This is a genomic window from Aeromonas sp. R1-2 (assembly GCF_040908505.1).
Lineage (GTDB): Bacteria > Pseudomonadota > Gammaproteobacteria > Enterobacterales > Aeromonadaceae > Aeromonas > Aeromonas veronii.
Map to the genome: position 1 here is coordinate 60,221 of NZ_JBFODU010000011.1, position 21,063 is coordinate 81,283.

Below are 21,063 nucleotides of genomic sequence, written 5' to 3' on the forward strand. Positions count from 1 at the left end.
CAGTCCTCCAAAAAAGGGGTTGAGGGCTCAGCTTACTCCGAGAGTCAGGAGGCGTCACCCTGCCATCTTTCGCTGCGGTTGCGACCGTTGGCCTTGGCCTGATAGAGCGCCACATCGGCGCGGCGCACCGCTTCGTGCAGGGGAAGGTTCTCCTGGTGGGGCAGATAGCCGAGGCTGATGGTGACCTCCAGCCCGGGTTCGATGGCGGCCCAGTCATGATCTGCCACCGCCTTTCTCAGCCGCTCCGCCAGCTCGCCGAGCTGCGTTGCATCTGCGCGGCCAATCAGCAGCAGAAACTCCTCGCCACCCCAGCGGATCAGGTGGTCTGTGGGTCTAAGCTGCTGCTGGCAGATCTGCACCAGCCGGATCAGCACGATATCGCCGACGGCATGGCCGAAGTTGTCATTGACCCGTTTGAAGTGATCCGCATCGAACATCAGGATCCCCGCTTGCAACCGGGACAGCTCTCCCGCTTGTTCCAGCAGCACCAGATAGTGGCGGTTGAAGGCGCCGGTGAGGGCATCGTGGCAGGAGAGGTAATTGAGCCGCTGGTTGAGGCGATGGGATCTCAGGTTGGAGAGGGCGGCCAGCAGCATAAAGAGAATGGCGAGCAGGGTCGGCGTGGACTGGCAGAGCATGGCCCACACCAGCGGCAGCAGGGTGACGTTGTGCACCAGTCGCAACGGGGTATCGGGGATGGCCATGGTCAGCTGCAATGCCCCTTGTTGCCACTGGTATTCGTCGGTCGGCTCGGGGTCTTGCGGCACCACGGGCTGGTGTGCGCTGCTGGCCAGCACCTGATGGTACTGATTGAGCAGCAGATACTCACCCAGCGCCGGTGCCAGTTGATTGAGCTGCGATTGCAAGCGTGAGAGCAGGATATCCATGCTGATCATCCCTACCAGCGAGCCGTCCTTGTAGAGAGGCTGGGACATGGTGACCATGGTGACCATGGTGCCCAGCCCGGCAAAATCTTCGTAGGGGCGGGAGAGAATAGTGTCCCGGCTTGGGTTGGGTGACATCAGTGCATCCTGCCAGTAGTGCTTGTCATAGATGCTGCGGGCAAAACGAAACTGGCTGGAGGGGATCCAGGGATAGAGGTAGATAAAGTTGTCCACGCCGGTGAAGTAGGCCCAGGCGATCTCGCTGCCCAGGCGCTGGCTGGCAGTGGCCAGCAAGGGAGAGAGGCTCAGGGCCAAATGAAGTTGCGCCTCCCGCGCACTGCCGGGGGGCGGCAGCGGGCCGTCACCGGTGAGGTTGCCCGCCAGTCCGGCCGGTAAATCGCCGGGGAGTTTGTCGAGGGCCAGCCCCTCTGGCAGCGCCTCGATATGGCCATAGAGCTGGCGGGTGAGCACCGACTGGGGGTCGCTGCGCAGTCGCTCTTCGGCCTGACCGCGCATCGCCTCCAGAAACACTTCGGTCTGTTTGAACCGATCCCGCAGGTAGATGGCGCTGTTGAGGGTATCGCTCTGGTAGAGGCGTTCTATCTGTTTCAGGCTTTGCCGCAAGGTCAGACCAATCAGCAGGATGACCACGGCGAACAGGAGCCAGGTCAGGCGTGTGAGAAAGCGGTGGTCAGACATTTTGGGCATAGGCAGTCAGTCGGGTTGCGAAGGAAATTGTCGTTAGTGTATGCGATGTGGCGTGAAAACAAACGGCGCGACCAGAAACAGAGTGAGCTTATCCCGCTCTTGTTACGTTTTGTCACATTTATACATAGTCACGGCATAGTCTGGGGCTAAAATGGCCCCAATCTGGATTTACCCTCTCACTCTTCATGGACTGTTCGATGAAAATGCGTATCTGGCTCGGCTTGGGCCTTCTTCTAATCGTGGTTGCCGGCGTCTGGGCGCTGCGTCACAGCGAACCCGCCGCCAAAGCACCGACCAGACAGGTCAATATCCGCACTCAAACCGTCAAACAGAGTCTGGCCGAGCCGACCCTCAAGCTGGTGGGCAAGCTGGCAGCCAATCGATCCGTCATCATCAGCCCCGAAGTGACCGGTCGCATCGTCAAGATTGCGGTGCAATCTGGCCAGAGTGTGGCGAAGGGGGAGACCCTGATCGCGCTCGATGCGGGCAAGCAGCAGGCGGAGCTGGCCGAGCAGAGCGCCAGTCTGCGCGACGAGAACCGCAAGCTGGGGGATATGCGCAAGCTGGTGGCCCGTGGCGCCGTGACCCAATCCGAGCTGGAGGGGCAGGAGGCCACCGTGGCCCAGGTGCAGGCACGCCTCGATGCCGCCCGCTACGAGCTCTCCCTGCGTACCCTGCAGGCGCCCTTTGCCGGTACCGTGAGCCTGATTGACTTGAGCGAAGGGGCGCTGGTCAACAGCGGCGATACCCTGCTGCATCTCGATGAACTGGACAAACTGCGCCTCGATCTGGCGGTGCCGGAGCGTTACCTCTCCCTGCTGCGACCGGGCATGGCGGTCACCGCCACCAGTACTGCCTGGCCGGATCAGCAATTCAACGGCACCCTGACCACCCTCGACAGCCGCGTCTCCAACGATACCCAGAACATCAAGGCGCGGGTGATGATCCCCAATGGCAACGGTCAGTTGCGCCCGGGCATGCTGCTCAATGTGGAGCTGGCACTGCCCGCCCAGCAGCTTACCCTGATCCCCGCCCAGTCGGTGGAGTACGCCGGTGAGCAGCGCTTTGTTTACCGTCTCGAGGCCGATGGCCGGGTCAAACGGGTGCCGGTGGTGCTCGGCGAAACCGAAGGGGAGACCGTCTGGGTCACCGAGGGGCTGCAGGTCGGCGATCGCATCGTGGTCGAAGGTCTGGTCAATCTGCGTGATGGGGTGCAGGTGCGTGATCTGGCCGAGGTGAACGGCTGATGTGGCTCTCCGATATCTCAGTTCGCCGCCCGCTGGTGGCGGTGGTGCTCAGCGCTCTGCTCACCGTGTTTGGTCTGGTCGCCTTCAGCAAATTGACGGTGCGGGAGATGCCGGACGTGCAGATCCCGTCGGTCTCCATCACCACCACCTATGAGGGGGCGGCCCCCTCGGTGATGGAGAGTCAGGTCACCAAGCCCATCGAGGATCAGCTCTCCGGCATCAGCGGCATCAAGAACATCAACTCCATGACCCGCAAGGGACGCTCAATGATCACCGTCGAGTTCAAGCTCGGCTGGAACATGGTGGAGGGGATTTCCGATGTGCGCGATGCCCTCTCCCGCGCGCGGCCACGGCTGCCCGATGATGTGGACGAGCCGCTGGTGACCAAGGACAGCGGCAACGGCGATGTGGCGATCTGGCTCAACTTCAGCAGCAGCCAGATGGATCGCACCGCCATGACCGACTACGCCAACCGGGTGCTGGTCGATCCCCTGAGCTTGGTGGATGGGGTGAGCGAAGTGGCGCTCTCCGGCGATCTCACCCAGGTGATGTATGTGCGGCTGCGCCCTGCCGACATGGCCGCCCGTGGCATCACGGTGAGCGATGTGGAAGAGGCCCTCAAGCGCGAGAACATCGAGCTGCCGGGGGGGGAGATCCGCAACAACTCCATGACCATGGCGGTGCAGATCGCTCGTCTCTACCACACAGCGGAAGATTTCCAGCAACTGCAAGTCACCACTGCCGCCAACGGCCAGAGCGTCTATCTGGCCGATATCGCCGACGTGGAGGTGGGAGCAAAGAACGAAGACAGCGCCTATCAGCGCAACGGTAAGGAGAGTCTGGGTATCGGCATCGTCGCCCAGTCCACCGCCAACCCGCTGGCAGTGGCGCAGGGGATCGAGAAGAAACTCGGCGAGATGCAGCGCTTCCTGCCGGAGGGGGCCAAGCTCGAGGTGGATTACGACTCCACCATCTTTATCAAGCAGGCCATCGACGAGGTGTACGAGACCCTGGCCATCTGCGCCGTGCTGGTGGTGGCAGTGCTCTATCTGTTCCTCGGGCAGGGGCGCACAACGCTTATTCCTGCCATTACGGTGCCGGTATCGCTGATATCAGCCTTTATCGGCGCCTGGTATTTCGGCTTTTCCATCAACCTCATCACCCTGCTGGCCCTTATTCTCGCCATCGGCCTGGTGGTGGATGACGCCATCGTGGTGGTGGAGAACATCCACCACCATCTGCAGCGGGGTGAACCGCCGCTGCTGGCCGCCTGGCACGGCACCCGCGAGGTGGGCTTTGCGGTCATCGCTACCACCGCCGTACTGGTGATGGTGTTTGTCCCCATTGCCTTTATGGATGGCATGGTGGGGCGGCTCTTTACCGAGTTTGCCATTCTGCTCTCGCTTGCGGTGCTCTGCTCCTCGCTGGTGGCGCTGACCCTGACCCCGGCCATGGGCTCCTGGCTGATGCGCCCGCTGGATAAACCGAACCGGCTCACCGCCGGGCTCGATCGCGGGCTGGGCTGGCTGGAGGGGCACTATCGCCACCTGCTGGCGTGGGTGCTGCGTCGCTCCCGCTGGACGCCGCTGGTACTGCTGCTCTGTCTGGGCGGTATCGGTGCCCTCTTTGCCCAGCTGCCGACCAGCCTTACCCCGACCGAGGATCGCGGCGTCATCTATGTCTTCGTCAAGGGGGCAGAGGGGACCAGCATCGAGCGGATGAAGCGCAACATGCAGCAGGTGGAGTCCGCCATCATGCCGATGCTGGGCAAAGGGGTGGTGCAGGCGCTGAGCTTCAGTACCCCCGCCTTTGGCCGTGGCGGCGATCAGACCGGTATGGTGATCATCCAGCTCACCGACTGGGCCGAGCGCGACGTCACCGCCACCGAGTTCTCCCGCTCGCTGGGGGCCAAGCTCTCCGGCATTCCCGATGTGATGATCCGCACCTTCCAGCCCGGCTTCCGGGGTGGCTCCACCGCACCGGTGCAGTTCGTGCTGCAGGGTAACGACTATGCCGAGCTCTACCAGCAAGGGTTGGCGCTGCAACAGGCGGCGCAGGGCAGCGGCCTGATGCTGAGCCCGGATCTCGACTACGCCGAGAAGACCCCCGAGCTGCAGGTGACCATCAATCGCGACAGCGCCAGCCAGCTCGGCATTCCGGTCTCCACTGTCGCCAACAGCTTGCAGACCTTGCTGGGCGGGGCGAGCAAGACCACCTATGTGGACAGGGGCGAGGAGTATGACGTCTACCTGCGCGGCAACCAGACCGAGTTCAACGGCATCTCGGATCTTGGTCGCATCTACCTGAAGGCGGCCAACGGCGAGATGGTCAGTCTCTCGACTCTGGCGACCGTCAAGCAGGTGGCGACCGCCAACCGCCTCAACCACTACCAGCGGCAAAAGGCGATCACCCTGACCGCTGACGTGCACCCGGATCACACCCTGGGTGAGGCCCTCGATTTCCTCGATGGCTGGGCCAACGCCAACCTGCCCACCGGCATGACGGTGGATTACGCCGGTGATTCCAAGGATTACCGCGACAATCAGGGGGAGATGGTGCTGGTCTTTGGCCTCGCCCTGCTGGTGGTCTATCTGGTGCTGGTGGCCCAGTTCGAGAGCACCCTGACCCCGGCGGTGGTGATGGTGACTGTGCCACTCGGCATCTTTGGCGGCCTGCTTGGCCTCTGGCTGACGGGGCAGGAGATGAGCATCTACAGCCAGATCGGGATGATCATGCTGATCGGCATGGTGACCAAGAACGGCATCCTCATCGTCGAGTTCATCAACCAGCTGCGCCAGCGGGGCGAAGGGTTCGAGGAGGCGATCATCGCAGGCTCGGTGCGCCGTCTGCGCCCCATCCTGATGACTTCGCTCACCGCCATTATCGGCGCGGTGCCGCTGATGCTCTCCATGGGGGCAGGCTACGAGAGCCGGATGGCGGTGGGGACTGTGGTCTTCTTCGGATTGTCGTTGGCGACCCTGGTTACCCTGCTGGTGGTGCCCGCCATCTACCATCTGATCGCCCGTCACGCCGGCATGACAGGGGCGCGGGATCAGCAAGTAGACGAAGCGCTGGCCGCCAAGGGGGCAGGGGAGTCGCACCCTCCGGCGCCCTGATCAGCGCCTTGGCCTCAATCCTGGCCTGAACCCTGACCTGCGCGCTCAAGCGGGGCCAGTAAATCAGCCTCCATCATCACAAGGGCGCCTGCGGGTGCCCTTGCTATTGCGGGCGGCGGCCTATTCCGCGGGATCTATAGGGACAAAAAGCCATCGCTCCCCTTGGCCGCAACCGGTATAATGCGCGACCCGAATTTTTCCAGGTGTTCAAAATGCAGCCGGTACCCAACCTTTTCTCCTATCCCCGCTATTGGGCCGAGTGCTACGGCACGGCGCCCTTCCTGCCCATGTCCCGCAAAGAGATGGACAAGCTCGGTTGGGACAGCTGCGACGTCATTCTGGTGACGGGGGATGCCTACGTGGATCACCCGAGCTTCGGCATGGCGGTCATCGGCCGCATGCTGGAGGCGCAGGGCTTTCGGGTCGGCATCATCGCCCAGCCGGACTGGTCATCGAAGGATGACTTTATGCGTCTGGGCAAACCGAATCTCTTCTTCGGGGTGACCGCGGGCAACATGGACTCCATGATCAACCGCTACACCTCCGACAAAAAGCTGCGCCACGACGACGCCTACACCCCGGGGGATGTGGGCGGCAAGCGGCCGGATCGCGCCACTCTGGTCTATACCCAGCGCTGCAAGGAGGCCTTCAAAGAGGTGCCCGTCGTTATCGGCGGCATCGAAGCTTCCTTACGCCGTATCGCCCACTACGACTACTGGTCCGAGACCATCCGCCGCTCCATCCTGCTCGATGCCAAGGCCGATATCCTCATCTACGGCAACGCCGAGCGGCCGCTGGTGGAAGTGGCTCACCGCATCGCAGCGGGGGAGACCATCGACACCATGCAGGACATTCGCGGCACCGCCGTTATTCGCAAGGAGCCGTTGCCGGGCTGGAAAGGGGTGGATTCGAGCAAGCTCGACCAGATTGGCCGCATCGATCCCATCATGAATCCTTATATGGAAGGGGCGCCCTGCTCGGATGACGCCACCGAATCGGCCCCTGCCGCGCAGGAGGCCCAGCCGGTGCTGGTGCAGCCGCCCAAGCCCAAGCCGTGGGAAAAAACCTATGTGAAGCTGCCGGCGTTCGAGCGGGTGAAAGAGGACAAGGTGCTCTACGCCCACGCCTCGCGCATTCTGCACCACGAGACCAACCCCGGCTGCGCTCGCGCCCTGTCACAGGCTCACGGCGATCGCATCGTCTGGGTCAACCCGCCCGCCTTCCCGCTCGAAACCGAGGAGATGGACGGCGTATTCGGCCTGCCCTACCAGCGGGTGCCGCACCCCGCCTATGGCAACGAGAAGATCCCCGCCTTCGAGATGATCAAGACCTCGGTCAACATCATGCGCGGCTGCTTTGGCGGCTGCTCCTTCTGCTCCATCACCGAGCACGAAGGGCGCATCATCCAGAGCCGCTCGGAAGAGTCGATCTTGAAAGAAATCGAAGATATCCGCGACAAGGTGCCGGGCTTTACCGGTGTCATCTCGGATCTGGGCGGCCCTACCGCCAACATGTACAAGCTGCGCTGCAAGAGCCCCAAGGCCGAGCAGACCTGCCGTCGCGCCTCCTGTGTCTGGCCCACCATCTGCCCGCACATGGACACCGACCACAGCCCGACCATCAACCTCTATCGCAAGGCGCGCGACCTCAAGGGGATCAAGAAGATCCTCATCGCTTCCGGCGTGCGCTACGATATCGCGGTGGAAGATGCCCGCTATATCAAGGAGCTGGCCAAGTACCACGTCGGCGGCTACCTCAAGATCGCGCCAGAACACACCGAGGAGGGGCCGCTCTCCAAGATGATGAAGCCGGGCATGGGCAGCTACTACCAGTTCAAGGAGCTGTTCGACAAATACTCCAAAGAGGCGGGCAAGCAGCAGTACCTGATCCCCTACTTTATCTCCGCCCACCCGGGCACTACCGATGAAGACATGATCAATCTGGCGCTCTGGGTCAAAGAGAACCGCTTCAAGCTCGATCAGGTGCAGAACTTCTACCCGTCGCCGCTCGCCAACGCCACCACCATGTATTACACGGAGAAAAATCCGTTAAACAAGGTGAGCCGCACCGGTGGCGATGTCTTTGTCGCCAAGGGCGAGCGCCGTCGCCGCCTGCACAAGGCACTGCTGCGCTACCACGATCCCGCTGGCTGGCCGATGATCCGCGAAGCATTGCTCGCCATGGGCAAGGGCCACCTGATTGGCAATGGCCCGGGTTGTCTGGTGCCGCCGGAAGGGCGCAACGAGCGCGCCGCCAGCGGCAAGGGCATGAAACCGGCCCTGACTCGCCACAGCAACATTGCTCATCAGCGTGGCAATGGTGGTAATGGCACAGGCAATAAGCCGACGGGCGGCAAACCGGTGGGTTCCCAACTGCAGAAAGGGGCGGCTAATGGCAAGCCCGCCGGACAAGGCGCAGGTCATAGTGCTGGTAAGAGTGCTGGTAAGAGTGCAGGTAAGGGCAAACCGACCGGTAAACCCGCCCATAAGGGCAAGGCGCCGACCCGCGCCGGTTCTGCCAAACCCGCCACTCAGGGCGGCAAGCCTGCGGCCAAAGGCAATGGTGCCAAGCGACCGGCACGGTAATATTTCCTGATTGGAAAGCGATAGAAATAAAAAGGCGACCGGGTGGTCGCCTTTTTATTTAACATTATTTTTTTCAATTTTGGTACGATAGTGAATAATAGCCTCTTCCATTCTGGTTAATAATGGCTCAAAACCGGAAAAAGGTATGCTATGCTTTTTGGCTGATACTACTTTTGTCGCAAAAGTATTTTTACCATAGGAGTTTTTAGTATCAGCTTCTTGTTGAGGTGAGAATTTTCGTCCATCAACTTCAATATTTAGTGTTTCAGGTAAAAAGAGATTTTCCATGAAGCTATCTCGACCATCAATAAGTGGCGTAAACACTATATATAAGTTTTTCTCAACATGAACAAAAGAAGATTCTTTTATTATTTTATTCGACTCGGCTTTATCTTTTTTTAGTTCAGGGTAGAGAGGTTTATGATTTACAAGATATGAAATTAACTCTGTTGAACCAGAGTCGTTATCCGCAACAATAATTACCGGTTGCGTTGCTGCTGGAGCTCGATAGTAAGAATAATCAGAACGGTATCTTTCTACAAAACGCTTTAGATAACTTGCTCCGCCATATAAATCAAGAAGATATCTAGTTCTTTTACTGTATTCTAAAAAGTTAACTAGGAGTTCATATTCTTTTTCATCAGTTTTTGCATTGGATAACAATTCAAATTTTTCAGATAAACGTAGTATGGCAGCTTTGATATAAATGTTATCGGTTTTTCCTTCACATAGTACCGTTGGTTTGTTATGGCCGAAGAAATACTTGTAAAATAAAAATCGACTGAAGGTTTTTTCTCTTACATTAAGTTTTTCTCTGTAATTAAGTCCGTGATTTCTCAGTGAGAAACGGTTATCAATAGGACCTTTTTCCTTTACATTATTATATTTATCTATGTAATCAATGAAATTTAATCGGCCATCTAGTTCATAAAGAGTACCTGCAACCGCTTGTCCATTCTGTTCGCATTTTATGTATGAACCAGTTTGGAACAAGCTATGACACATAGCTCTAGTGATTCTCCAGTAGTCACTTTTTATATTAACTTTTTTGTTTACAACCAAGCCAGTTACATCTTGTCTTGAATCCATTAACTGAACTCTGGTTTTCTTCTCATTTATTGTGAATCCGTTATCAGTTATTTCTTTTGAAAGCCTTCTGCCGATATGAACTTTGTTTTTATCTGCTATTGCAATATCTTTTGGAAATACATTTTCACGTGTCGAAAAGGTTATGTCATCTGCATATCTGGTATATGTACAGCTATTTTTCTTAGCAAGTTTAGCAAGTCGAATATCGACACTATGCATTATTAAATTGGTTATTACTGGAGAGCATGGACTTCCTTGAGGTAAAAAGTTTTTATAGCATGCTATTTGTGCAATAACCGTTGCAATATGTTCATGAAGCTCAAAGTGCTGGTTTTTTATGAAAAAACCTCTCACTCGACCGAAGTTAAATGATCCAAAGAAATCGTTTAAATCTATATTTAAAACATTTTTCTTATGAATGTGGTTTTTTGCGTTTGTTATTATTGATCGATTTCTAACAAAACCATGAGATAGTTTTGGTGTTATTTTCCTTTCTTTATTTATTTCATCTATACAGTCAAGTAGTAAAACAGAAAGCCTAGATTGCAAATCTTTTAACTCTTTGTTTGGTGCGTAAATTGTCCTAGGGTCACCATTTCGTTTAGGTATTTCAAAAGATTTATATTTCAGTTCATCGCTGGTCAAATAGAGAGTTTTGGTAAGGAAGGAGGGATTTACATCTAGTACTTTTGCAAGCATTCTCTTAGTGGTTGCTTGCTTTAATAAGGCCAGTCTGGACATTTTTTTAATGTTAAAGTGAAGGCTTATGGGCACTCTTATGCACTTATATTCGGAATCGACACTGCGTCAATCCGCCATATGGCGAGTCCTGTGGGACATTTTTTTCACTGATTGCGAAACACAATCCAAAATCTGCCCATAAGCCGAGGTGGACAATATCGCCATGTAATTTGAAAGTCAATAACAAATTGTTTTTACTCACAAAAACTGGCCGTTAGATGATGTCGAAAAAGTTATTTATACTTCCTTCTTAAATAAATTTGTGTGCATGCAGTTTGTTAAAACATATAAAATACACGCTACCGCCCGTGGATTACAGCTTCCAATATGCTCCCTTGACCAGCGATGGCAGCAACCCATCGCAGTTCAACAGGTTCTGAATGGCCATGGTAAGCCAAACGAAACTGCCGAGGCGAGCCTTTAAGTGACATAACCATCAGAAATTAATCATTTTTTGCGCTTGATCAGCAAATGGAACCGGAAGGTGGCTTTATAGCCATATCTCGCTTTGGCACGCAGGGAAGGGGAGTGAATTGGGGCAACCTGCTGGTCGCCCCTTGTTGTTGCCATATCCGGCGCGCTAGGGGTTAGCCGTTATAGCCGTAGCAGCGCTTGAGCTCCTCGAAGTCGTAGTAGTGGCTGCCGCTTTGGTAGGGCTGGCAGCCCGTTTTAAAGGCGATTTCCTTTTCGTTGTAGAGCATCTTGACCAGCACCTGCCGCTGCCCGTTCTGGTAGATATCCCACTGAATATTGGCGGTATAGGGGGAGACCCAGCCGCCGCGCCACTCGTTGTTCTGCTGGCTGAACAGCTGATCCGGGCTGGCCCCCTGACGGCTCCCTTCCAGCTTCATCAGGGCGGCGAGGGGGATAATGGCCTCGGCGTGGGCAAAGCGCAGGGTGGCCCGTCGGCTCTGCTCACCCTCCACGACCTGACGCTGCACTTCGCCAAACAGGCCGTCGAGCAGCGGCTGGGCAATGGCGTAGGGGGCGCTCTGGTTGGCAAAGCTCGGCCCCTTCTCGTAGAAATCTTCCGCATCGGAGAGGTAGGAGAACCAGGCAGACTCCTGTGGGGTGAGGAACTGTTCCAGCGCCCAGGGCTCGCTGCCCTGAGCCTGCGCTTCGCGGATCATGCCGGGGCCGATGATAAAGAGGTTGTAGAGCATCAGGGCGGCATCCACTTCGTCGCGCACATAGGTCATGCCGCCATCTTCCGGATTGACGGCGACAAACTCGACGCCGCCCGCCAGATAGTCGACAAAGCCCTTGCTGTAGATACGCTCCAGCATGCTGCGGGCCATCTCTTTGGTCTTGCTCAGGTTTTTAAGCTGATCCAGCGCCCTGGCCAGCTCGGGGGCCGGGGCGATTCCGGCATCTTCGTCGCCGATAAAGCGCTGGTAGCTCTCATAGGCGGGCAGGTAGCGGGCGTAATCCCCCTCGGGCGTGGTCTTGTGGAAGTAGAGCTCGAACTTGTTGACCAGCTTTTTGTCGATCTTCGAGGGGTCATCCTGCGTGAGGTAGCACTGCGCCGAGTCGCTGACATAGCTCACGTTGCGCTTGAGGCTCTCCATAAAGTAGAAGGCACTTTCGTTGGCCCTGTCCTTGCCCGAGGTGACCACCTTGATGCAGTGGGGCTCGCTGCTGTTGAGCAGGGTCGGCAGCCGCGCCGCCAGCCTGGTGGCGAGATTGGCGTGCTCCTCCTTGCCCAGCGCCGAGAGCAGGCCATAACCCAGTTTCTGGTTGGCGGCCGTCACCAGATCGACCTTGCCTCCCAGCCCCTGCCCGAGGGTGGTGAGCGCCCCCTGACGCTGCGCCTCTTCCCAGACCAGCTTGGTCAGCACGTCATATTTCGGGCTGGAGAGGGAGCGCGAGCCGTGGCGCGCCACCATCTCGGTAAAGACCGGGCTGAACCCCTGGGGCGCTGGCTCGTAGCTCTCCGCCTGCTGCTGCGGGCTGTAGACCGCTTTGGTGCTGTATTGATAGGCCGTTTTGCCCTGGCTGTCGGCAGACGATTCGTTCTCTGACTGGCAGCCGCCAAGCAAGACCAGCGAGACGGCCAAAGCCACATAAGAAGAGCGCGGGAAAGTCATGATGTTCCTTATCTATCCGTATGAAAAATAAGTGAAAAACTCTATGGTTTGAAAATGACCGCGGGATGTCAGCCAGATGACAGGAAGGTGACTGTTGTGAATGCCATTAGTAGGGAGACAGACGTGGCGAGCATGCCCATCAGGGAGCGCTTCTGTTATCTTGGCCTGCCCGATAGATGGGCTTGGGGCCCGTTCATGACGTGTTTGGCAGGAGCAATCAGATGGCAATAAAAACGCGATCCCGCAGGGAGAAGGTGGGCAGTGGCCTTGGGCTGCTGCTCGGGATCATCGGCTTCAATCTGCTGGTGCCCTTCCTGTTTGAAAAGCAGGCGGGTTTTGATGGCAACCAGATGCTCTGGGCCGCCGTGACAGCTCTGGTCTGCTCCGAGCTGGGGGACAGAGTGGGCAAGTGGCTAGATTGCCGGGAGCAAACGAGAGCAGGCGACTAACTCAGGAGGCGGCCGACAGGTCGCGGGTTGCTCTGAACTGGCTGGGAGTCAGGCCGGTGATGCGCTGAAATTCGCGATTGAAATTGGATTTGGTCTGAAAACCGGCGTTCATCAAGATCTGGGTGATGCTCTCATCCGTGTTCAGCAGGGCCTGCCTGGCATGGGCAATCCGATATTCGTTGATGACCCTGGGGATGCTCTGTTGGCGCACCAGATTGACGGCACTGGAGATCTGCTTTGCGGGAATGCCCAGTTTGCGTGAGAGGCGGGCCAAGGTCAGCTCAGGATCCAGGTAGCAGGTTTTCTCCTTCATCAGGTTATCGAGCAGAGCCACTATCTCCCGTGCACGATCGTCGCCCAGCAGTGGCGCTTTCTCCGCAGGCTCGGGCTCGGAGGCGGGCATCTCCTCCTCTTCTGCGTCAGCGGTATTGACACCCACCATCACCACGGCTGCCGCCAGCATGGGCACCAGCATCAGGTGACCCAGCGACAGGATATAGGGCGCCAGCTGGCCTTGGTTGAAGGCGAAGTCGAGGGAGACGGCGGCGTCGATGGCCGCCGAAAACAGCAGCATCCAGCCCGCGATATGTTCTGCCCGCCTGACCCCCTCCCACTCATTGAACGAGACATAGAGCAGCAGCTGTGTCTTATCGGAGAAGCGCACCAGCGCGATGCCGTAGCAGAGATAGATGGCGGTCAGCAGGCCATCCAGTGGCAACCAGTTGTGGGTCAGCATGCCGAAGGCAACCAGCGCGGGGCCGACGCCGTGCAGCCAGGAGAAGCGGGCGCTAGGCGCCTTGGTCCGGCTGAAGATGTGCCAGGCGGCCACCGAAATAAGCGAGGCGAGGATCGGCTGCACGAGAGTGAGCTGCGCCAGAGCGAAGGTCCAGCGCAGCCCCACCATGCCGGTGGTGATGGCGCACAGCAGCAAAAAGAGGGCGGTCATTCTGGCCGCCCGCCCGAGGCGCGCTAGCAGCACGGCAGCCAGCAGTGCCAGCAGTGCCAGCAGCAAGGAGACAATAAAGGGTATGGGTATGGCCAGCATCATGTATCCTGTGTGCAAAGAGAGGCCGTTGACCAGCAGCGGCTCGATGTGGCGCTCAGCAAGGGGGAGCGGGTGAACAGCCGCGACTTCATCTTCTCCCGCGAGGCCGCTGACCCGGAGGCCGACGGCCATATCGTCAGCGGGATCGCGGCCGACGAAGGGTTTGTGCTGAACTCGCGGCGGCGCTGGATAGCCTGGCTGCTGGAAGACAAACCGGCGCTGCGCTGTCAATGAGGCCTAGCTCGTCGGGAGGATGCGCCGGCCCAGTAAGGCACCCTGACCGAACTGGCGTGATGATCTACCAATTAGAGTTAAAAGGATGATGGATGCGATGATTTATTGAAATTCAAGACATTTATTATTTTAGTCATAAAAATAAGCCATTTTATGGAAAATGGCTTATCCCAGTAAGTAAAAAATCTTATCTTACAAAAACCATTAACTGGTTACTATATGCAAACTGTCTTTGAGGATGCCAATTTGACTTTATCCATAGATTTGGATAAGCACTGGTCCAGTCATCCTTCTTATATCCGTAGAAACTACCTTGATAATCTTTACTGCTCGGGTGACCAACAATTGTATAATCTAAGTTAGCACCATCACAACCATATTTTTCTGCATGAACTATTTTTGCTTTTCCTAAATTATTATCAAGCGGGGAGCAGAATGCAGCATTACTGGCTTGAGTTATGTTCATAATCCCCCATAGTTTAGTGTTTGGTTGAATAAATAAAATCTCAGTTGACTCATCCTTTAATTGTGCCCAAGCACCTGGGTTGAGATACTCATTGTTTGTTAAGGATGTTATTTTATCAACTTGAACATATGGAGTATTATTAGCCCGCACAGCAACAAGACGCCATCCACCGCCATCAATATCAGCATTGCAATATAGATCGTGGTACCATCCAGTCTCTGTTGCTAAACGACAATCTGGATTGTTATCCTCACCCCACTCAATCCGAAAATCTCCACCCCTTCCGGTCATATCATACCAAACACCTTGATATTGTCGTTCAGCGATAGTCTTGCCTAAATAATATGTGATGTTTTTATTTATATCTTGTTTGAATTGGATGAGTTTATTTTCCTCCATAAACTCACCATTTATGTTATCTCCTGAACTCCCAGGGGAAATTACACTTCCTTCAATGTGAGTTAAAATTGTTGATGATGACGATGTATTTTTATCTATTTTTCCATCAACCCATTCATCTTTTATTAACTTGTAATCTTGTTCGGCTGCCGAAATACTCATAGGGAGTAATAATGAAAGAATTATATATTTCATAATAGCCACTCTATAATAAGTTTTTTAATTGAATTTAAATTCCAGTATGGCTCTGATGCCACAGATTCTATTTTTGAATCCCCCGATGACAACCTACATTGCGAATCAATGAGTTTGCCACCCTTCAGTAGGACTCGTTTGGTTATTTTAGGTGGCTGGTGCTGTATGGGCAAGTATTAAATTAGAAATTCAAGTAATAACATTTTTGTAACTAGGCGGTACTAACGGTATCAGCCAGATTGACTACACCTTATTTAGCTATGGGGTGAGTAGGCAGCCCTATCAGTCGGTGTCATACAGAGGTTCATTTTGGTATCTATTTTTGAAACTACTGGGATTTGTGCACTCATGTTGGGTGATACCGGTGGTTGGTATAAATAGAGGCGATCAGCAATTCTGTAAGTAGCATAGTGGTGAGTTAATGTAATTTTTGGTGGCATCTTATTGTCTAATATTCCTGCCCCTTGGCGTTCTGCAGGGTGTGAAACAGGTAGTGATCGTCCCGATCGTAATAGACGGTAATGGTATGGCGCTGGGTATAGTCCGCCGCCACGCCGGCCACCGTCATCGGCACCAGGATCAGCTCCCCCAGCCCCATGGTCACGGCGCTTGCCGTGGCCTGGTCATTGCCGTCAGCGCGCTTGTGGATCTTGCCGAGCACGGTAAAACGATCGCAGCCCTGCACCTTATCCTCGGTCAGAAAGGCGGCCTGCTGGCAATGCTGGGGCTCGCCCAGCTCGGCGCGAATGGTCGCGCGGGTTTCCCCCGATACCAGGGTGTTGCGAAAGCGCCCCGCGTAGTGATCGATGGCGGCGCAGCCGCTTAGCAGCCAAATCAGCAGCAGCGGTGTGAGCCGCAGATAGGCGCGTATCATGGGCGGGCCCCGCCCTCTGCCAGAGGCGCATCACCCCGCCGCCTGGGCTCGCTGCGATGCAAAAAGGTGGTCAGGGTATCGCGCGGCGGCGTGATGCCGCACTGCACCAGAATCCGCCCTATGGCTCCCCTGTGATAGCCGCCATGAGTTACCAGATGGAGCAGCATTTCATCGCGGCTCATCTGCCCCTTGTCACCATCGACAAAGTGAAACGAGAGCGGGGTTGCCCCCTCTTGCGGGCTCAGCGCTACGACGTAATCCACCAGCCAGTTATCCAGCTTGGTGACTGCGCTGCGCAGGGCGGTGAGGGTCGGTGTCTCCGGCGTATTGGTGGCGGTAAAACCATGGTTTTCCCCCAGCAGATTGGCCTGGAAGATGGCATCGACCACATGGATATGGTTGAAGATCCTGAGGCAGGTGTGGTGGGCCTCGCCATATTGCTGCGCATCGAGCATGGCGATGGCATCCAGCAGCTCGCTATCGGCCCAGCGTTTGTAGTGAAAGAGGGATTGCAGTGTCTTGTTGCTCATCGCGTCCTTGCCTTTGTCGCTTCGTGAAGTGTGGCATGTTAGCCAGAATGGGCTCAATACGAAACCCATTCTGTTGCAGCTTTGGCCCCCGTCATACAAAAAGCCCCGAGAGCTGGCGCTTTCGGGGAAGAGGAAAAACATCGACAAGGAATTACAAAGGCAGTGGGGTCAAACCTGAACCGGATCAGGCATCGACATAGAGCACTTGGCTGCTAATAAGCGCCCTTTTTCGGGACATCCGCCTTTTTGACAGCAGTGGGTGCCTAGACTAGGTTGGTATTCCTATGAGGCCCATCAAGCCTGTTTACTGTTAACCATAACCGGAAGGATCCGAAATGAAAGCGATGACTGCAGCCCTTTTACTCCCCCTGATTCCCCTTGCCGTTCAGGCGGGGGCACCCGTGTGGATCACGATTGGGGCCGATAGCGGGGTTGAACTCAAGCAGGTCAATGCCAAGCTCTCCCCCCTGTTCAGTGCCAGCGGGGCGCCTATCCAGCAGGCCCAGATTGAGGCAAGCGAGCTTGGCTCCCTCTCGCACCTGATGCACGAAGGCCACCAGCGTTGCGGAGGCTATGTGGTGCACACGACCCTGGCCGATGCGCTGCAAAGCATGGTTCAGCCCCTTAGCCAAAACCTGTTCAGTGCCCCGCCGTTGACCCAGAGGACCAGTGTCAACCGGCTGCTGCCCCATCTGGATCAAGGCAATATCGCCAGCACCATCAGCAAGCTATCCGGCTGGCGCAACCGCTACTACACCACCCCCACCGGCACGCAATCCGCCGACTGGGTAGCCAGCCAGTGGCAGAGCCTCGGCAGCACCCTGCCATGGGCCAGCGTCAGTCGGGTCAAACATAGCGGCTACCCGCAACAATCCGTGGTGCTGACCCTCAAGGGAAGCCGCTATCCGGACGAGGTGGTGGTGCTCGGCGGCCATCTCGATTCCACCGCAGGCTCGGCCCCCAACAGCAAGACACTGGCCCCCGGTGCTGATGATGACGCCTCCGGTATCGCCACCCTGACCGAGGTGCTGCGGGTCATCGCCGAGCAGGGCCGCCAGCCGGAGCGCACCCTGCAATTTATCGGCTATGCGGCAGAGGAGGTGGGCTTGCGGGGCTCCAAGGATATCGCCAGCCGCTACAAGGCGGCCAACACCAAGGTATTGGCCGCGCTCCAGCTGGACATGACCAACTACAAGGGCTCGGCGAACGACATCGTCTTTATGACCGACTACACCGACAAGGGGCTGACCGGCTACCTCACCCAGCTGATCGATGCCTACCTGCCGCAAGTCAGCTATGGCTATGACAGCTGTGGCTATGGTTGCTCGGATCACGCCTCCTGGCACAATCAGGGCTACCCCGCCGCCATGCCGTTCGAGTCACGCTTCAGCGAATACAACCCCAGGATCCACACGGCGCAGGATACGTTGCAAAACTCGGATCCCTCGGCTGGCCACGCTCTCAAGTTTGCCCAGCTGGCGACCAGCTTTGCCGTTGAAATGGGCAAGATCAACTGAGTCACAGGCCACTGCGAAAGCCAAAAGGAAGGAAGTCTCGGCTTCCTTTTTTTCTATCTTCTGTGCGGCTTTGCCCCCGCCATACAAAAAGCCCCGAGAGCTGGCGCTTTCGGGGAAGAGGAAAAACATCGACAAGGAATTACCAAGGTATTGGGGTCACACCTGAACCGTATCAGGCATCGACATAGAGCACCTGGCCGCTAATAAAGCCATCGACGGAGCGCTCAAACGCCTTGCCGACCAGGGCGCCCGGCACCGGCTGGAAGCCCGGCATCATCTCGCCATATACGTCCCACGCCTCTTCCAGTACGGTCGGGTTGACCACATTGATGCGAATGCCACGGGGCAGCTCGTGGGCCACGCACTGGACAAAGGTATCGATGGCGCCGCTGGTGGTGGCATCGGCAATGGCCAGCGGGATCGGCTTGATATTGAGGATGCCGGAGATCAGGGTGAAGGAGCCCCCCTGATTGATGTAGTTGAGACCGATATTGACCAGATTGATCTGCCCCATCAGCTTGCTCTGGATGGTGGTTTGCCACTGCTCGTCGCTCATCTCGCCAAAGGGGGCGTATTCGCAATAGCCGGCGGTATTGACCACCGCATCGAAGGATCCCACGTTTTGGTAGAGCCGCTCGATGGACTCTCTGCTGGTGATATCCACCTGAAAATCACATCCCTCGCCGGAGCGGCTGGCGGTAATGACCTTGTGCTTGCCCAGACCACTGAGGGCGGCTTGCCCCATTTTCCCCTGAGCACCAATCAGAATGACTGTTTTCATCGTTAACCTCGCTTTGCTGGAAGAGCTGCAAGGTTAGAGAGCCACTGATACAATGTAAATCATGAGTGGTTTGTATGTGATACAACTTTAATTGGTGAGGTAAGGGTGGAGAAGATCGATATCAGGCAGATGCGGGTGCTGGTGCTGCTGGTGAGATACAAGAGTGTGTCGCGGGTGGCCGAGCTGCTGGAGATCTCCCAACAGGGGGTGAGCAGCCATCTGAAAAAGCTGCGCGACCTCTTTCCCGCCGAGCTTTTTATCCGCCAGAGCGCCGGGTTGCAGCCGACCGACTACGCCTGCGAGCTGGCTGACAAGTTCGAGCAGATCCTGGCCGATATCGACGGGGTTTTTGTGGCCGCCCCCTTCGATCCCGCCAGCAGCGAGCGCACCTTCAGGGTGATGGCGAACGAATATGCCCAGCTCGCCATTATTCCAAGGCTGGCGAGCGCCCTGCGCAGTCAGGCGCCCTCCATCCGGCTCGATGTGGTGGACTTTCAGGCCGAGCAGCATCTGGAGGCGCTGGCCAGCGGCGAGGTCGATCTGGTGATTGGCTTTGATGCCTATCTCGACCCGGGGTTGCTGCGTGCCACCCTGCGCCGGGATCACTACTGCTGCGTGCTGCGCCGCGACTCCCGATATCTTCCGGACAACGCCCCGCAGGATCTGGCGGCCATCCCCTTTGTGCAGTTCGCCAACAGCGTCGGCAATTTCGAAGGGCAGATGAGCCCGCAGCAGGTTGCCAGCGCAGCGGTGGCGACGCTCCCCTGTTACACCTCGCTGCAAGCCTTTATGTCGGTCAATGACGTGGCGGCCTGCATTCCGTCGGCCATCGCCGCCCTCGGCGATTTTCGCACCGTGGAGCTGGCCGGGGCGCCGCAGCCGTTCGAGGTGGTGGTCGGCAGACACCGCAAAAGCCAGGGCAATCTCGCTATCGAGTGGCTGGCCGAGGTGATCAAGTCGGTCTGCGATCTTGCCATGCCCGGATAACGCCGCCGTTTGCACAGAGCTGCACACGCCAGTCAGCGCGCTAACGGCAGGCTGGATCTGCGGGGGAAATCCTGCGATGGTGCGGGCAGTTTTCCGCTTGTCCCGTTATCGAGTGAAAAGGAGTTGAGATGCGCATTGCCATGATTGGTCTGGGGGATATCGCCCAGAAAGCCTATCTGCCGCTGCTGGCGAGCGACGAGCGGATCACCCCGCTGCTCTGTACCCGCAATCCGGCGGTGCTGGAGAAACTCGCCCGCCAGTACCGGATCGCCGAGTGCTTTACCGATGTGGCAGCCCTGCTGGCCAGCCGCCCCGACGCCGTGATGATCCACGCCGCCACCGCCGTGCACCGTGAGCTGGCCGAGCAGTGCCTGCGGGCAGGGATCCCCACCTTTGTCGACAAGCCCCTGTGCGACAATCTGGCCGAGGCCGAGGCGCTGGCCAACCTCGCCATCGCGCAGGATTGCGCCCTCTTTACCGGCTTTAACCGCCGCTATCTGCCCGCCATGGCCGAGGCGCGCGCCCAGCCGCTCACCGAGCTGAACTGGCAAAAGCACCGCTTCGCCCTGCCCGGCAAGGCACGGGATTTTCTGTTCGATGACTTTATCCATGTGCTCGACAGCCTTTGCTTCTATGGCGGCGTGCCGGGCGGCGACTTTCATGCGGTATTGCGACCGGATACGAAGGACAGCAGCCTGTTGGCCGGGGTAAGCGTCAGCTGGCAGAGCGGGGATCGCGCCATCAGCGGCAGCATGAACCGCAGCGCCGGCATCACCGAGGAGCGCATCGACGCCTATGGCGACAATCTCTCCCTGCACCTTGAGAACTGCACCCGCGGCATCATAGCCCGCGACAAGACGGCGCAGATGCTTAGCCCCAACGATTGGCAGCCGGTGCTGGCCCAGCGCGGCTTTGCCGCCATGCTGGAGCACTGGTATCAGCAGATTGAATCGGGCAAGGCGGATAGCGAGTTGATTGCCTCCTACCTGCACGGTCACCGGCTGGCGGAGCAGTTGGTGGCGCAGGCTGACAAGCGGGGATAAGGCTGGTTGGAAGCCTGAGGGATATGAATACGAGATGCGCGAAGATAGCGCATCAAACACAACGGGGGGCCGCAGTTGCGGCCCCC

The 21,063-nt window shown here is 57.1% G+C and carries 16 protein-coding genes; 8 read left to right on the forward strand and 8 right to left on the reverse strand.

What is annotated here, in order from left to right:
• Positions 1-44: 44 nt before the first annotated feature.
• Positions 45-1,592, reverse strand: coding sequence for a sensor domain-containing diguanylate cyclase (locus AB5Y76_RS03395; protein ID WP_263717928.1), 1,548 nt, complete (start codon positions 1,590-1,592; stop codon positions 45-47).
• Between the two features lie 197 nt (positions 1,593-1,789).
• Here AB5Y76_RS03395 and AB5Y76_RS03400 point away from each other — a divergent pair, with 197 nt between their 5' ends.
• The 3 genes from AB5Y76_RS03400 to AB5Y76_RS03410 all read left to right on the forward strand — a co-directional run bounded on the left by AB5Y76_RS03400 (position 1,790) and on the right by AB5Y76_RS03410 (position 8,540).
• Complete coding sequence (locus AB5Y76_RS03400) at positions 1,790-2,839, forward strand: efflux RND transporter periplasmic adaptor subunit (protein WP_263717927.1); 1,050 nt, start codon at positions 1,790-1,792, stop codon at positions 2,837-2,839.
• Complete coding sequence (locus tag AB5Y76_RS03405; protein ID WP_263717926.1) at positions 2,839-5,955, forward strand: efflux RND transporter permease subunit; 3,117 nt, start codon at positions 2,839-2,841, stop codon at positions 5,953-5,955. Before AB5Y76_RS03400 ends, AB5Y76_RS03405 begins: the two co-directional genes overlap by 1 nt.
• 212 nt (positions 5,956-6,167) lie before the next feature.
• Positions 6,168-8,540, forward strand: coding sequence for a YgiQ family radical SAM protein (locus AB5Y76_RS03410; protein WP_263717925.1), 2,373 nt, complete (start codon positions 6,168-6,170; stop codon positions 8,538-8,540).
• A 54-nt stretch (positions 8,541-8,594) separates the two neighbouring features.
• Here the strand turns inward: AB5Y76_RS03410 and AB5Y76_RS03415 are convergent, their stop codons facing one another.
• Both AB5Y76_RS03415 and AB5Y76_RS03420 read right to left on the reverse strand, forming a co-directional pair.
• A complete protein-coding gene (locus AB5Y76_RS03415) occupies positions 8,595-10,370 on the reverse strand; it encodes a retron Ec67 family RNA-directed DNA polymerase/endonuclease (RefSeq protein WP_263717924.1) in 1,776 nt (591 codons plus the stop codon).
• A 587-nt stretch (positions 10,371-10,957) separates the two neighbouring features.
• Positions 10,958-12,457, reverse strand: coding sequence for a histidine phosphatase family protein (locus AB5Y76_RS03420; RefSeq protein WP_263717923.1), 1,500 nt, complete (start codon positions 12,455-12,457; stop codon positions 10,958-10,960).
• Between the two features lie 221 nt (positions 12,458-12,678).
• On the opposite strand from AB5Y76_RS03420, the gene AB5Y76_RS03425 reads away from it, so the two are divergent.
• The gene (locus AB5Y76_RS03425; RefSeq protein WP_263717922.1) at positions 12,679-12,906 is read left to right on the forward strand and encodes a hypothetical protein; all 228 of its coding nucleotides are present in this window, start codon (positions 12,679-12,681) and stop codon (positions 12,904-12,906) included.
• A gap of 1 nt (position 12,907) precedes the next feature.
• Here the strand turns inward: AB5Y76_RS03425 and AB5Y76_RS03430 are convergent, their stop codons facing one another.
• A complete protein-coding gene (locus tag AB5Y76_RS03430; RefSeq protein ID WP_263717950.1) occupies positions 12,908-13,951 on the reverse strand; it encodes an AraC family transcriptional regulator in 1,044 nt (347 codons plus the stop codon).
• Between the two features lie 12 nt (positions 13,952-13,963).
• Between AB5Y76_RS03430 and AB5Y76_RS03435 the strand changes: the two genes are divergently transcribed.
• Positions 13,964-14,185 (forward strand): hypothetical protein, encoded by a 222-nt coding sequence (locus AB5Y76_RS03435; protein ID WP_234898153.1) that lies wholly within the window; start codon positions 13,964-13,966, stop codon positions 14,183-14,185.
• Between the two features lie 187 nt (positions 14,186-14,372).
• Here the strand turns inward: AB5Y76_RS03435 and AB5Y76_RS03440 are convergent, their stop codons facing one another.
• The 3 genes from AB5Y76_RS03440 to AB5Y76_RS03450 form a co-directional block, all read right to left on the reverse strand.
• Entirely contained in the window at positions 14,373-15,245 is an 873-nt protein-coding gene (locus tag AB5Y76_RS03440; RefSeq protein WP_263717921.1) for a hypothetical protein, read from the reverse strand.
• Positions 15,246-15,693: 448 nt separating this feature from the next.
• Positions 15,694-16,119 carry a hypothetical protein gene (locus AB5Y76_RS03445; protein ID WP_263717920.1) on the reverse strand — a complete coding sequence of 142 codons (426 nt, stop codon included), beginning with the start codon at positions 16,117-16,119 and terminating at the stop codon, positions 15,694-15,696.
• Positions 16,116-16,649, reverse strand: a complete 534-nt coding sequence (locus tag AB5Y76_RS03450; RefSeq protein ID WP_263717919.1) for a DinB family protein — start codon at positions 16,647-16,649, stop codon at positions 16,116-16,118. The genes AB5Y76_RS03445 and AB5Y76_RS03450 overlap by 4 nt, the downstream gene beginning before the upstream one ends.
• Before the next feature lie 335 nt (positions 16,650-16,984).
• On the opposite strand from AB5Y76_RS03450, the gene AB5Y76_RS03455 reads away from it, so the two are divergent.
• Complete coding sequence (locus AB5Y76_RS03455) at positions 16,985-18,166, forward strand: M28 family metallopeptidase (RefSeq protein WP_368177674.1); 1,182 nt, start codon at positions 16,985-16,987, stop codon at positions 18,164-18,166.
• A 172-nt stretch (positions 18,167-18,338) separates the two neighbouring features.
• Here the strand turns inward: AB5Y76_RS03455 and AB5Y76_RS03460 are convergent, their stop codons facing one another.
• Positions 18,339-18,947 (reverse strand): short chain dehydrogenase, encoded by a 609-nt coding sequence (locus AB5Y76_RS03460; RefSeq protein WP_033113045.1) that lies wholly within the window; start codon positions 18,945-18,947, stop codon positions 18,339-18,341.
• 105 nt (positions 18,948-19,052) lie between these two features.
• Between AB5Y76_RS03460 and AB5Y76_RS03465 the strand changes: the two genes are divergently transcribed.
• Both AB5Y76_RS03465 and AB5Y76_RS03470 read left to right on the forward strand, forming a co-directional pair.
• Entirely contained in the window at positions 19,053-19,934 is an 882-nt protein-coding gene (locus AB5Y76_RS03465) for a LysR family transcriptional regulator (RefSeq protein WP_263717917.1), read from the forward strand.
• 128 nt (positions 19,935-20,062) lie between these two features.
• Positions 20,063-20,977 (forward strand): Gfo/Idh/MocA family protein, encoded by a 915-nt coding sequence (locus tag AB5Y76_RS03470; protein ID WP_263717916.1) that lies wholly within the window; start codon positions 20,063-20,065, stop codon positions 20,975-20,977.
• The last annotated feature ends 86 nt before the right edge of the window (positions 20,978-21,063 follow it).

Bases quoted from the DNA above. Each gene is read 5' to 3' on its own strand.
- AB5Y76_RS03395 (WP_263717928.1), bottom strand. From the start codon at position 1,592: ATGCCCAAAATGTCTGACCACCGCTTTCTCACACGCCTGACCTGGCTC.
- AB5Y76_RS03400 (WP_263717927.1), top strand. From the start codon at position 1,790: ATGAAAATGCGTATCTGGCTCGGCTTGGGCCTTCTTCTAATCGTGGTT.
- AB5Y76_RS03405 (WP_263717926.1), top strand. From the start codon at position 2,839: ATGTGGCTCTCCGATATCTCAGTTCGCCGCCCGCTGGTGGCGGTGGTG.
- AB5Y76_RS03410 (WP_263717925.1), top strand. From the start codon at position 6,168: ATGCAGCCGGTACCCAACCTTTTCTCCTATCCCCGCTATTGGGCCGAG.
- AB5Y76_RS03415 (WP_263717924.1), bottom strand. From the start codon at position 10,370: ATGTCCAGACTGGCCTTATTAAAGCAAGCAACCACTAAGAGAATGCTT.
- AB5Y76_RS03420 (WP_263717923.1), bottom strand. From the start codon at position 12,457: ATGACTTTCCCGCGCTCTTCTTATGTGGCTTTGGCCGTCTCGCTGGTC.
- AB5Y76_RS03425 (WP_263717922.1), top strand. From the start codon at position 12,679: ATGGCAATAAAAACGCGATCCCGCAGGGAGAAGGTGGGCAGTGGCCTT.
- AB5Y76_RS03430 (WP_263717950.1), bottom strand. From the start codon at position 13,951: ATGCTGGCCATACCCATACCCTTTATTGTCTCCTTGCTGCTGGCACTG.
- AB5Y76_RS03440 (WP_263717921.1), bottom strand. From the start codon at position 15,245: ATGAAATATATAATTCTTTCATTATTACTCCCTATGAGTATTTCGGCA.
- AB5Y76_RS03445 (WP_263717920.1), bottom strand. From the start codon at position 16,119: ATGATACGCGCCTATCTGCGGCTCACACCGCTGCTGCTGATTTGGCTG.
- AB5Y76_RS03450 (WP_263717919.1), bottom strand. From the start codon at position 16,649: ATGAGCAACAAGACACTGCAATCCCTCTTTCACTACAAACGCTGGGCC.
- AB5Y76_RS03455 (WP_368177674.1), top strand. From the start codon at position 16,985: ATGAAAGCGATGACTGCAGCCCTTTTACTCCCCCTGATTCCCCTTGCC.
- AB5Y76_RS03460 (WP_033113045.1), bottom strand. From the start codon at position 18,947: ATGAAAACAGTCATTCTGATTGGTGCTCAGGGGAAAATGGGGCAAGCC.
- AB5Y76_RS03470 (WP_263717916.1), top strand. From the start codon at position 20,063: ATGCGCATTGCCATGATTGGTCTGGGGGATATCGCCCAGAAAGCCTAT.